Origin of the sequence: Sediminicola sp. YIK13, assembly GCF_001430825.1 — a bacterium.
In the GTDB taxonomy this organism is placed as follows: domain Bacteria; phylum Bacteroidota; class Bacteroidia; order Flavobacteriales; family Flavobacteriaceae; genus Sediminicola.
Genome location: NZ_CP010535.1, coordinates 1,421,392 through 1,434,476, shown reverse-complemented (window position 1 = coordinate 1,434,476; position 13,085 = coordinate 1,421,392). Strand labels below are relative to the sequence as shown.

The window sequence follows — 13,085 nt, the reverse complement described above, 5'->3', positions numbered from 1 at the left end:
AAGCACATCACATACATAATACTTTTTGTTTTCATGATCCAGGGATGCACCAATGCAAAAGTGGAGCATACCTCTGATAATAGCCCAATTTCATTAGTGACTGCCCAGGAAAGCTTTGTTGCCGGTCAGGTAATTGTGCTTAAATTTCAGGCTGCTAAAACCAAAGGCCCGTTATTGATGATTACAAATGCTTTGGGCACGTCCATTATTGAACCTATTTTGAATGAAGGAGGAATAGAATTTCACATCCCAAACCAGTTTACCCAAAAGGCAGGCATGTGCAATTGGCAACTAGTACGAAACGGAAAAATTGAACGTTCAGGAAAGCTTCATATCCATCCGGATACTGTAGATATTAGGAATATCGAAACCTATTTAGGACCCCGAAGTATTACTGCCGGGGATATGGATTTTACGATGTTGGTGGTGGCACCAACGGATCGTTATGACAATACTCTGATTGACGGGACTCCGGTAACCGTTAAACAACAGTTTGAGGGTAGGATAGCGGAGGAGAATATCCAGATCAATAATTTAATGGCTTGGACCAATATTGGAGCTCGCCAAAAGTCGGGCAGAATCCTTGCCACAGCTTCCGTTGACAATAGCTATTCAAAAGAACTTACCACCATGGTATATCCTGCCAATGCAACAGATTTTACCATTGATTATCAAAGGGATCATTCCTATGCGGATGGCAACCAAACCATTTCTTTTTTAACGTCCAATATTACAGACCAATATGGGAACAAGGTAAGCGATGGGACCTTGGTAACCTTTATGGTGGAAAATGGGGCAGGAGGGCTATTGCAAACCACGGGGACCACAATTGATGGTGTAGCAAAGGCCAAACTACTTCATCCTTCCCAAAAAGATACTTGGTCTATTACTGCATTTATTACCGGTGCGGCAAAAAGCAGTTCGATAGCTGTTGATTTTGAATCGGCGGTTACAGATTACCTAGTGTTTTATGACAATGATGAGCGCAGTATAACAGTCGGACCTATAAAAAGTTTTATGGGGCAACAAATCCCAGACGGTTTAGATATCCAAACCTCCATTTATAATGCCCAAAACGTGCTGTTGGAAACCAAACATACCACCTCGAAACATGGTTTTGGGGAATTCTTTTTAAGTCCCGACTATTTTTTAAAAGGGAAGTATAGGATAGAAGTCGAAACGGCAGGCATCAATCAATCCCAAACCTTGGAAATTCAATGAAAAAGGAGTGGAACAAAAATATAGTTCGTGCAGGATTGATCTTATCTTTCTTGGCTATCAACGCCTTGATTTTGTTTGGAATCAGTTCGGTATTTTCCTATCTCAATACGGGGGCGGATAGGGCCGACATGCTTCATTTGGAATCGCCCATGGCAGAGGTTTATTTGCCTAAAATGGAATGGGCACAGACTAAAAGTTATGGTCGGCCCATGGAGGAACAGACCTTACAGAAAATCCAAAAGGACTACTTGAGCGCTTGGCATGTGCGAAACCAAGCCTTTATGAATAATGAACAACAAGGCATATCTGATTACTATACGGATAGCACCCAACAGAAGATCTACAGGATCATAGACCTTAATAAAGCCAATGGTACGAGCGTAAAAGGCACCACCTTGGACCATCACCCTACCCTTGAGTTTTATAGTGCAGATGGTAAATTGGTGGTTTTTACGGATAGAAATGTGGTTTCCTTTAACCAGGTCTTTAAGGACCAAACCTTGGTAAGCCAGCAAAGTTCTTCAAGTTCCTTTAAGGTAATGATGCTTTTGGAAGATGGCTTTTGGAGGATCAGGCATATGGTTGAGATTCAAGAACCAATAGATGATATTTCAGAGATAGAAGCTACAACAAAAGAAAAGATATTGGAAATATCCATGAGCAAAGGAGTCAATTATTATCCCAAGGATAGTCCGTGGGCCATGTTCGGGGACAATTTTAAGGAAGAAATTGTCGATAAGGATTTTGATATACTGCAAAAGATGGGACTTAATACAGTTCGGATTTTTGTACCCTATGAAGATTTTGGTATAGCGAAGGTGGACGAACAAAAACTGGCCAAATTAAAAAGAACGTTGGACAAAGCTGGCGCCCATGAACTAAAAGTGATCGTGACCCTTTTTGATTTTTATGGGGATTACGACATTCGAGATTGGACATTTACCCATAGGCATGCGGAGCAAATTGTGACCGCTTTAAAGGATCATGAAGCCCTTCTGGCCTGGGATATCAAAAATGAGCCAGATCTGGATTTTGAATCCCGAGGAAAGGAAGTGGTTTTAGCATGGTTGGAACAGTTGGTGCTTATTGTTAAACAATGGGATAAAAATCATCCGGTGACCATAGGCTGGTCCAATCCCGAAGTGGCAGTTCAGCTCTCAGAAGAGGTAGATTTTGTTTCCTTTCATTATTACAAAGAGCTTTCCCAATTTAAAGCAGCGATTGATATGCTGCAGAGTTCCATTCCGGACAAGGTTTTGGTATTGCAGGAATACGGTTATTCTTCCTATTACGGCATTTGGAACGGATATCAAGGGGATCAAAAAGATCAGGCTGATTATTACAAGCAGATACAGACCATTTTAGATAAGGAACATATACCTTTTTTATTTTGGACCATGTATGATTTTGAAGAGGTGCCCACTAGTGTGGTAGGATCTCTGCCATGGCGAAGGGAACGCCAAAAATATTTTGGTTTCTTGGATTCAGAAGGGGAAGCAAAACCATCTTTCCGTTTTCTTGATTACAGTAAAAAAATATACTAAGACCACAAGAGTTTAAAAAATAAAAGAGGGAACGGTTAACCAGACCTTCCCCCTTTTGCACTTAACCTGAATAAAAATCGTTTATACGCTTTCTGTTTTGTGTTGTAATGCATTGGATATTTCCAATGGCAACCCTGTGGATTTGGTCTGCTGTATCGCCTTGAAATAATCGACATACATTTTCGTAATGGCCGACATCGGTAGGGAACAGGCCGCACTGTAATTGGTTTGGGACAGGTTGATCCTATGGTTGTCATCTGTCAAAATACGTTCTATTGCATCCGCTAGAGAAGCTTCGCTTTCAGGATCAAAAAACTCACCTTTGTATCCTTCTTCCTTTACAAGAATACTAAGGTCCCCCAAGTCTGGTAGGGCCACAGCCTTGCCATAACTGCCAGCTTGGTGCAATACCCCTGAGCTTCCTGTAGTTGAGGTATATGGGAAAACAACTACGCTACTTTCACCAAAAATGGTAGGGACATCTTCCTCGGCCACATAACCGGTAAAACGCAATTGGGATACATGTTTGTACTTTTCTTTTATTCCTTCCAAATACCCTGGGGTATTAGGACTATCTGTGCCAGCTATTACAATTTCTATATCTTCTTTCGTTCTTTTTCGAATCAATTCCACGGCTTCTATTAAGATCTCTACCTTTTTGTAGGTACCAAACTTTCCGAAGGCCATCACCTGCTTAGGTCCTTTTGGAATGGAATAATCCGGTTCTGGTGGAGTTTCAAAGGCGCCATGAGGTATCAAAGCAATATTTCTAGACCTGTATTTGTTTTCCAATATCCCAACATATTTGCTAATGGTCACGGCAACAATATCAGATGTTAGAACAAATCTGGTCAACGTGGTACCAATAAAGTTATAGGCCTTTTGCAACCACTTGTTTTTGGTTATTCCTGCATTTTCCAAATCTACCTGCTCCATTATATTATGCAGTAAGGAAATGGTAGGGATGCCTTTAAGTCTACAGATCATTGGTAATAATAGACCCAATGCCGCTGGTACTTTTCTATCCCCAAATTTTAAAAATTGCAGGTTGAACAATACAGCGTCCGGCTTTGTTTCAGAAATGGTGGAATTGATATGGAAGACATTTTTATAACTGTTAAAACTCCAACATTCCTTTACGGTGATGGCACACCCTTCTTCTTCAAAATAAAGGTCTTTCTCCTCTTCAGTTCTGTCAGTAATCAATACAATCTCTGTTACGTCTTCCTGAAGCCTGAAATGTTTTACAAGGTGATATCCGTATTCGGTTAGTGTGACTTTACTCGGGGGATAGGCTGTTACAATTGCTAGTTTCATAAGGTTAAGTTTTAAATAAATTATTGGTTTAAATTCGTCTACAAATATCGGGCAACATCCTTGATTTAAAGGGCTTTTCATGACGGTTGGCAGGTTACTGTAGACGAATGGGAATCGGGTTTCGACAAAGGAAATGCCTCAAGGATATATTATACATAACAGCATTAAAAAGCCCGAAACTCGGGGGATAGTTCCAGGCTTAACAATACATGACCTAAGCATATGTAGGATTATTAGATCAGTTTTTTCTGTGTAAAATAGAGTAGTTGTGCCACCAATAAGGCCACCATGGCAATAATCTGTACCTGTACTACCATTTCCAGACTCGTATGAAAAAAGACCACTAATAGAATTTGTGAAAGTCCCAACAATCCGGACAATATGACTGGGATATAATGATCCAAGGATAAAAAGTAATAAGCGAAAATATTAGAGATCGCAAATAGGGAGGTGGCAAAGGCATACTGCCATAACAACCCGGCCATGGAGATATAGGCCTCTCCGAACATAAGTGATATGATCAACTCCGGAAATAGGTAACAGGCCATTACAATACATACAGATAAGAGGCTTATATAACCCACATATTTAAATAGAATAGGGGCAGTTGGATCTCCGTCTTTTTGTTTTTGTACCACGGTTGGCAACAACAACATCACGAACATCCAGGCCACAAAATATACCACTCGGCCAATAAGAGCCAGAGAGGCATATAGTCCTGCATCCATTTCATTGAAATAATGCTTTACCAGGAGTACATCGCTATTATTGATAATGATCTGCGTAAACTCATAACAAGCCGTCAATAGGATAAAATTGGATACCCGTTTTGCATTCTTTGGTTGTAATGCAGTTATTTTGGTGAATGAGATTACTTTAAAATTTGAAGGTATAAGCCCGAACAAGAAAGAAAGGGCAATACCTAGGGCCACTATAAATGCTGGCTGCCAAGGCACGAATAGGAGAAGACCCAGAGTAAGCAACAATCGGCTCCACATTTCGGTTTGGTAGGTGAGGGACAACTTATGGAAGTCCTGATTCCCCTGAAATGTTCCCCTATTGACACTCATAAAAAAGTAAAGCGGTATGCCAATGCCAAAAATGATGAACATTGCTGCATTATCGGTATTAAAGAAGGACTGTAGGTCTTTAGAAAAGAAAATCATCAATGCTCCTGTCACCAATCCAAATATCATGGCGAGTCTGTACATAAGGTTTCTAAAGTTCAACCATTCTTCCCCTGAAAATATAACGGCAAATTTGGCGGTCGCCAATTGAAAGGTCATGCCCAAAAAAGAAAGGATCAGTAATAAGGTTACCAACAGCGCAGCCTCAGCAAATGATTCGGGCCCCAATAAACGTCCCAATATTAAATTGTAAATGTAGTTGCCCCCGTTGACGAGAAGCACACTGCCCATAAATAATTGTTCTGGGGAAACTTTTTTAAGTACAAGTCTAATGGCGGTCATGGTTATCTTTTTTATTCGGTTTTATAGTTCAAATATCCTCAGTTTGACTCTCTATTATAGACCTACATAGGTCAATGGCACGTTGCTGTAGGTGAATGGACAGTATCGCACTTCCAGTTTGGGACATACTGGTTTACCTTTATAAAACCAAAATCATACTAATAAAAGCGGAATGAATTCGTTTTGTTTATATGGTAGTAACCTTGACTTAACCTATGAAACTTACCAAACTATTTTTTTTATTCTTACTACTTTTCATTTGTAAACCGCTCATGTCCCAAGAGCCCATGAAAGAAGGGTTTGAACATTTAGAGATGGGACGGTTCGAAGAAGCGGAATCTTTTTTTAAATCGTATTTGGCGGATTATCCTGGCGATAAAACGGCCAATATTTGTTTCGGGCGTGCCGTTGGGCTCAGTGGTGAACCCCAAAAGGCTACGGCTCTTTTTGCGGAACTTTTAAAAGAGTACCCTAAAGATTTTGAAGTGCAGATCAATTATAATGAATCCCTATTATGGGCTAAACAGTACCAAGCAGCCAAACCGCTTTATCAAAAATTGGTAGATGAATATCCAAATAACTTTGGTGCGATTTTGGGATATGCCAATACGCTGAGTAATTTAAAGGAATTTGAATCAGCCTTAAAATGGATCAATAAGGCCATTGCCTTGGAACCCGAAAATGCAAGTGCCAAAACTTCCAGGAAATATATAAAGTTGGGCTATGCCAATGTCTTTGTTAATCGTCAGGATTATAATCAGGGCAGGGAATTACTGGAAGAGATTTTTTTAGATTTCCCTGAAGATAAGGACGCCCTTTTAAATCTTGCCAACCTGTATTTGATTTCCAAAGAGGTGGGCAAGGCCAAAACTATTTATGGTCGTTATGCCACTACCCCCAAAGATTCGGTTGTTGCCTTAAACGGTATTGCTTTGGCAGAACATATCGGAGAAAATGAGAAGGAAGCCCTTCAAGTAAGTTATAAGGCTTTGGAAAAGGTAAAGAACCTAAATGATTCTATATTGACAGAACGTACATCGGAAAGGAATATACAGGCATTGATCTGGAACAGAAAATTCCTGAAGGCCAAAAAGCAGATAGATACTCTAGAACAGCACTACGGACAACCCAATTGGATATTGGCCCTGAAATCAACATTGGGTATGTATACCGGTGATATTAAAAGCAGTCTTGCCAATTATAATACCATATTGGAAAATGACAGTACCTCCTTTGATGGTAACCTGGGGAAGGCAAATGCTCTTTTTGCAAGTGACAAAATAGTACCGGCTTATAGAGCCGCCTTTAAAACTCTTGACATTTATGAGGACCAAAAAGATGCCCTGAGTTTTATTGAAAAACTGAATATCCAACATACCCCTACCATTGAAGAACACTTTGCCTATACCTTTGATAATGGCAAGAACATTGCTTTTTCAAGTAATACCAACGTTCAACTTCCATTTTCTACAAAATTTAGGACCACCGTTTCTTACCAATATCGGAGTACCGAGAATACGTTGACACTCAATAAGGCTAATTCCCATGTGCTCTTGACCGGATTTCAATATAAATTGTTACCCAAGGTTAATGTAAAGACCATTTTGGGCCTCAATAATTCCCGTTTTATGGAACAGGCGTATACCCAACCTGTTTTGGATCTAAAACTTCAATTACAACCATTTAAACTTCAGAATTTAGAACTCGGATACCAGCGTGAAGTGCAGAATTTTAATGCCGATTTAATTGAAAGGGAAATTGTGATGAACCATTTAGGGATGACCTATAATCTTGGGACCAATATTAATTTGGGTTGGTACACTCAATTGATGCACACCCAGCAAACAGATGATAACACTAGAAACCTATTGTTTACTTCTTTGTATTATAATGTATTGCGTAAACCGGCCCTGAAAATGGGATTGAACTATCAGTATATCACTTTTAAAGATCAAGTGCCTACCATTTATTTTAGCCCAGAAAAGTATCGGGCCGTGGAAGTATTTGCTGATTTGCGTGGTAAAATTGCTGAAAAGACCAACTATATGGTTAGTGCAGCATCGGGATTTCAAAAAGTGGAAGATGATGACCAAAGTGCAATATTTAGAGCCGAGACAAGTCTGGACCATCAGTTTTCAAAGCGGCTAAGTGCCAACGTTTATGCTAAATATAGCAATATTGCTTCGGCCACGGCGGCGGGATTTGAGTTCACGGAAATAGGTTTAAAAGTAAAATGGTTGATCACCAAAAAACCACTTTTCTATAAGAAGATAGCGGAGTAGGAGATGGGGCTGGTTGCTCGTAGTTAAGAACAGCCAATAATTATAAAAGGTTCAATCTTCGCATTAATTCAGGTCTATTAGATCGACTAATAGGGACCACATTTTTATCGATCAAAACACTATTGTCTTCTATATCTATAATTTTTGTGAAGTTGATGATGTAGGATCTATGGATCTGCAGAAACAGTTCTTCCGGTAACTTCTCCTTAATTTTCTTTAACGTATTATGTACGCGGTGAAGTTCCTTTTCGGTCTTCACATCAATATAGTCGCCTTTTGCCTCGATCAATAAAATTTCATCAAATTTAAGCTTTATTAGTCTCCTGTCTATATTGATATACAATTCATCCCCTACAAGGGAATTTGGTTTATTGGAAGTTATTTTGGGCTGTTGGGTTAGGGAATTTTTTACTTTTTGGATCGATTTCTCAAAGCGTTCCTGGGTGATGGGTTTTACTAGGTAATCTACAATTGCCTCGTACTCATAGGCCGCTATGGCGAAGTTGGTATCTGAGGTTGTCAGTACTATTTTTGGAGGATTTTTCAAGGTCTGTACAAAATCAAAACCTGTAAAGCCGGGCATATGAATATCCAAAAAGACAACATCCACAGTTTGCTGGTTTAAAAACTTAATGGCATCTATGGCGCTTGAAAACTCATCGATCACATCCAAGTCAGGAATAGATGTACAAAGCTGGTTTACTATTAGTCTCGCAGTTGCCTCATCATCAACAATAATACAATTCATGTTCAGATAGTTTTAATGAAATCTTCTATGTTCTTCAAGATGATTTTAAAATCATTTTCAAGTTTGGTGTTGGCATTATTTAGGTCCTCTTCGTACTGCACCGCTAGTTTATAAGATTTTTCCAGACCTAGGATATTTAGTTTATGTTTCAGTTTATGTACAATTTCCGAGGTTTCCTTATAGCGCTTGCTTGCAACATAACTAAGGTACTCCTTTTGTTCCAACGGAAATTCTTCCTTTATTATTGCGATGAACTTTTCCTCAAAGGCTTTATCTTCCCCTGCTAATTTTTTTATATACAATAGATTGGGTTGTTCCTCCATGTTATTTTTTTATGGTAAAATGAAAGTTAGATCCCTTACCTACTTCGCTTTCCAACCAAATTTCTCCTTCATAGAGGTCAACAATTTTCTTAACAATAGAAAGGCCTATTCCGGTAGAGCGTTCACCTTCACCTACAGATTGGAAGATTTTGAATATTTTTTCATGATATTCCTTAGGGATGCCTACACCATTGTCCTTAATACTAAACTGCCAATGTGAAGATGTTTCTTTAGAACTGATTTCTACCAAGCCCTCTTTGGCATCAATATGGACCACCGAGTTTCCAATTATATTTTGGAAGAGCTGGTGTATTTTTGTCCGATCAACATTAATGGTGGGCAAAGTATTCATGATTACCACATGTACATGGTCCGGAATAAATATAACTTCCCTTATCTCATTGACTACTATATTTAAATCTGTGCGTTCACTTTCAAGATGGTCCCCCGTGATGCTAGAGTACTTTAAAATACCATCTATGAGCTTGTCCATGGATTCTATTTTTTCCTGCATCATTTGCAAGTTATAGACGCCATTGTCATCCAACACTTCCTTGTAGTCCTCATTCATCCATGTAGCCAAAGCGCTAATACTGCGCAAGGGCGACTTTAGATCATGGGAAACAATATGGGCATATTCCTGTAGACCTTGGTTGCTGGTTTCCAGCTCCCTTAGAAGTTTCTCTTTTTGCAACTGTAATTGTTTCTGGTCGGTGATATCCAAGTGTATGCCAATGGAGCCTACAACGTTCTTTACATCGTCATGCCTTGGGGCACCGCTGATCAACCAATATCTAGGGCTACCGTCTTTATGGATAACTTCTATTTCGTAGGAATCCGATTGGCCTTTTAGCCTCTTTTGACCTTTTTCTTCAATTATCGAGGAATCTTTTACTCGTAGAATATCAATTGCCTTTTGGCCTAAAAGTTCTTTTTCCGCAAAGCCGCACATATTGCAAAAACTTTGATTGACCATTTGGATGACATCATTATTGTCCACTTCTATCATCCCGAGATTCATATTGGCGATAATGCTACTGTACTTATCTTTTTGTATTTCTAAATTCTTTTTATAATTTCTTCTGATAGTTACATCTTGGTAGGTCCATAAGTGGCCTTTATATTGACCATTACTGAAAATTGGAATATAATCACGTTCCAGTATTCGGCCGTCTATCATTTCCAAAACATCAGAAAGAACTACCTTTTTTTCTTCCAACAATTGGTCTATTCTGGAAATAAAGTCTTTCTTGTTTTTAAAATATTTAGCGTTTTCCTCAGCAGCCTCGGAACAATCCAATCCTTTCAATTGTGATGGGGAGGCAGGAATTTGAAATAGGTCACAGAACATCTGGTTGGTCAGGGATATCTTTCTATTTTCATCTTCTAATAGAACCCCCGTTTGTAGGTTTAATATAAGGGTGGACAAACGTTCCTCCGATGCCTTCAACTGTGCTTCAGCTTCCATTTCCCTTGTGATATCCTCAACAAGGGCAACTTGGTACCCAATCTTACCATCCTTATCTTTTACAGCGCTTACTGTGGTTTTTGCCATGATAGTGGAACCGTCCTTTTTGAAATATTTTTTGACCATTGAAAACTTATCCAATTTGCCACTGCTCATATTATGAATCAATTTATTGGCTAACACCATGTCTTCTGGGGCGGAAATATCTTTCACGGTAAGTTCCTTTAGCTCTTTTTCGGTGTAACCGAGTAATTTGGAAAAGGTGGCATTTGCCTTAATAATTTTATCGTGAACTGTTAGCACAATACCCAAAGGGGAGTTTTCAACAATTATATCGAGTTGTTTTTTTTGTTGGGCCAGTAAATGTTTAATCTCTGTTTCTTGGGTGATATCCCTCAAAATTCCCTGGGCTGCTATAGGCTTTCGATGTTTGTCAAAGATTAGACTGCTATTGATCTGAACATACTTTTCAGTTCTATCCTTTACGATGATTTTAGCTCGGTAATTTTTCAAATGCCCAACTTCTAAAAGCGATTGGAAGGATTCATAGGTGTATTGGGCATAATCAGGATGAACTAAAGCTCCAAGGTTTACTTTTTCCGTGGTAGGGTCATACCCCAAGAACTCCTTGGCAGAATTGTTCATGTTGATGACATTGAACTCAAGATCCATCATCACGTAAGGGTCAATGATATTGATAAAGACACCGTCCAACTCCGAAGATTTTTCACTTAAAAGACTTTCCAGGGTGTTATTGGTTTCTTTTAGATGTTGGCTGGTATCATAAAGTTCTTTGGATTTGGCCTCCAATATTTTTTCGGCTTGGATACGTGCCTTTTTCTGTCGTTCCAAGGCCTTTTTTAATAAAATAACCTCTTTGCTATCCATTTTGGGTAATATCAAATTTTACCTCCGTCCCATTTTTATTTAAGAGTTCGTAAACAATAACCGCACTGCTGTCAAAATGAACAAAACATTTTTCCATGAGACCATGGGCCAATCTATATAACCCCCTTGAGGAGGAGTAGATCATGGAAATTGAAGTGTCTGTCTTCTCTAAAATTTTAAAAGTTGGTAGCTCAGCGTCTGGATACAATTTTTTTACATGAACATGGATGTGGTCCTCTATGGAATACAATAGGCCAATAGGTGAATTGTAATTTTGAATAACTTCTGGATGTGCCCTTCCTAGACTATCAAAAAGATAGAGTCCAAACGTATAAATAAGTTCGCCAGCGGGTATTGAAATCCTCTCGCTCAGTTGGGTGATCAAACTGACCATTTCATTAAATTCATACGTTCCAACGGAAGTATATATTCCTTCTGAAGCTAAATTGGAATTCTCAATGATGTCGTCCACCACCTCTAAACCGAATTGGGATTCCACCATTTCCAAAAATTCTGTAAAAACTATTCCTTTCATGAATTTGATTTGAACTAGGAAGATAGGAATTTGGTCGTCTTGTAAGAAAATATTGTTGTGAAATAAATATTTCTGTTAGGCTTTTACAAGTTCGTTGATTTCCCAATATTGAAAAACCTGTTTTAAACGATGCTCATAATCTTCGTATTTCAGGGGCTTGATGACATAACCGGCAATTCCTATTCGATAACATTCCAATAGATCGGCCCTATTCTCAGATGTTGTTAGGATTATGGTAGGTAGGTATTTAAAAGATTGATCGTCCTTTAAAATTTTCAAAAATTCCAAGCCGCTCATTCTGGGCATATTTAGGTCCAAAAGAATGATATCCGGTAATTTACTACCCGATCTTAAGATTCGCAATGCCTCTTCTCCATTTTTGGCTTCCGTGATCTGATGTTTAAATTGAAGCTTGGAAACTGTTCTGTGCAGTTTCATGGTTTCAATAGTGTCATCTTCAATGAAAAGAATGTTCATGTTTGTGGTGTATTAACTTCCCAATATCCAATATAACGAATTAAATAGGTGCCAAGTGTAGGTGAATGGTAGTTTGGTGTAGATGAATGGTAGGTATAGTATGGTTAATGAATTGGGTAGAATGATAGATGTTGGTGATATATCTAAATGGAGAATCATGTACTTGTACAACAAACCTATACCATAAATATAGGGGGTGGATTACTTTGCCTACATCAGATACTCAGCCTGAATTTTTTTACGGTGAAAACGATCTAGGCATTTAATCTTTTGTTAACTAGGACAATAAATGTTAAAATTTCGTAGTTTTGTATATCTGATGAAAGATATAATTCGCCACATAATAACATTTGCAATGGCATTTTTGGTGCTGTTCTCCACAATTTCTTTTACGGTGGACATGCATTTCTGTGGTAAACATTTGGTAGACTTCAGCCTGTTTAAAAAGGCGGAAACCTGTGGTATGTCAGCTATGATGGCCGATATTATGGGCGAGCAGATGAGCATGGACATGGATTGTTGTAGTGATGTACATATCGTACAACAAGGTCAGGATGATTTAAAAATATCGTTCGAAAAGATTTCTTTAGAACATCAGTTTTTTATCGCTTCCTTCATTTCTTCCTATATCGATTTATTTGAAGGACTGGATAAATACGTGGTCCCATTTAAAGAATACCCACCTCCCTTATTGGTCCAGGATGTCGTTATCCTTGACCAACAATTCCTTATTTGATTAAAAATTTAGAAAAATAGCCCAACGGCAAATGCTGCTATTGGGTCAACATTCCTATGTCATCCTCTGGCATTCAG

The 13,085-nt window shown here is 38.7% G+C and carries 11 protein-coding genes; 4 read left to right on the top strand and 7 right to left on the bottom strand.

From position 1 onward, the window contains the following. Positions 1–33 precede the first annotated feature (33 nt). Positions 34–1,221, top strand: a complete 1,188-nt coding sequence (locus tag SB49_RS06360) for a hypothetical protein (RefSeq protein ID WP_062054916.1) — start codon at positions 34–36, stop codon at positions 1,219–1,221. Continuing rightward, entirely contained in the window at positions 1,218–2,765 is a 1,548-nt protein-coding gene (locus SB49_RS06355; RefSeq protein ID WP_062054914.1) for a cellulase family glycosylhydrolase, read from the top strand. The genes SB49_RS06360 and SB49_RS06355 overlap by 4 nt, the downstream gene beginning before the upstream one ends. A gap of 81 nt (positions 2,766–2,846) precedes the next feature. On the opposite strand, the gene SB49_RS06350 is transcribed toward SB49_RS06355, so the two are convergent. Together SB49_RS06350 and SB49_RS06345 are read right to left on the bottom strand one after the other, a co-directional pair. Beyond that, on the bottom strand, positions 2,847–4,082 hold the full coding sequence (locus SB49_RS06350; RefSeq protein WP_062054912.1) for a glycosyltransferase: 1,236 nt from the start codon (positions 4,080–4,082) through the stop codon (positions 2,847–2,849). 233 nt (positions 4,083–4,315) lie between these two features. Beyond that, positions 4,316–5,551, bottom strand: coding sequence for an oligosaccharide flippase family protein (locus SB49_RS06345; RefSeq protein ID WP_062054909.1), 1,236 nt, complete (start codon positions 5,549–5,551; stop codon positions 4,316–4,318). A gap of 272 nt (positions 5,552–5,823) precedes the next feature. On the opposite strand from SB49_RS06345, the gene SB49_RS06340 reads away from it, so the two are divergent. Beyond that, positions 5,824–7,833, top strand: a complete 2,010-nt coding sequence (locus SB49_RS06340) for a tetratricopeptide repeat protein (protein ID WP_235537847.1) — start codon at positions 5,824–5,826, stop codon at positions 7,831–7,833. Between the two features lie 40 nt (positions 7,834–7,873). Here the strand turns inward: SB49_RS06340 and SB49_RS06335 are convergent, their stop codons facing one another. From SB49_RS06335 to SB49_RS06315, 5 genes are all read right to left on the bottom strand, one after another. Continuing rightward, positions 7,874–8,581, bottom strand: coding sequence for a LytR/AlgR family response regulator transcription factor (locus SB49_RS06335; RefSeq protein WP_062054905.1), 708 nt, complete (start codon positions 8,579–8,581; stop codon positions 7,874–7,876). A 2-nt stretch (positions 8,582–8,583) separates the two neighbouring features. Next, positions 8,584–8,904: a hypothetical protein gene (locus SB49_RS06330; protein ID WP_062054903.1), complete on the bottom strand. Its 321-nt coding sequence runs from the start codon at positions 8,902–8,904 to the stop codon at positions 8,584–8,586. 1 nt (position 8,905) lies between these two features. Then, positions 8,906–11,260, bottom strand: a complete 2,355-nt coding sequence (locus tag SB49_RS06325; protein WP_062054901.1) for a PAS domain-containing sensor histidine kinase — start codon at positions 11,258–11,260, stop codon at positions 8,906–8,908. After that, a complete protein-coding gene (locus SB49_RS06320) occupies positions 11,253–11,795 on the bottom strand; it encodes a heme NO-binding domain-containing protein (RefSeq protein WP_062054898.1) in 543 nt (180 codons plus the stop codon). Before SB49_RS06320 ends, SB49_RS06325 begins: the two co-directional genes overlap by 8 nt. A 75-nt stretch (positions 11,796–11,870) precedes the next feature. Beyond that, the gene (locus SB49_RS06315) at positions 11,871–12,272 is read right to left on the bottom strand and encodes a response regulator (protein WP_062054896.1); all 402 of its coding nucleotides are present in this window, start codon (positions 12,270–12,272) and stop codon (positions 11,871–11,873) included. A gap of 319 nt (positions 12,273–12,591) precedes the next feature. Between SB49_RS06315 and SB49_RS06310 the strand changes: the two genes are divergently transcribed. Continuing rightward, the gene (locus SB49_RS06310; RefSeq protein WP_062058928.1) at positions 12,592–13,008 is read left to right on the top strand and encodes an HYC_CC_PP family protein; all 417 of its coding nucleotides are present in this window, start codon (positions 12,592–12,594) and stop codon (positions 13,006–13,008) included. Positions 13,009–13,085 lie beyond the last annotated feature (77 nt).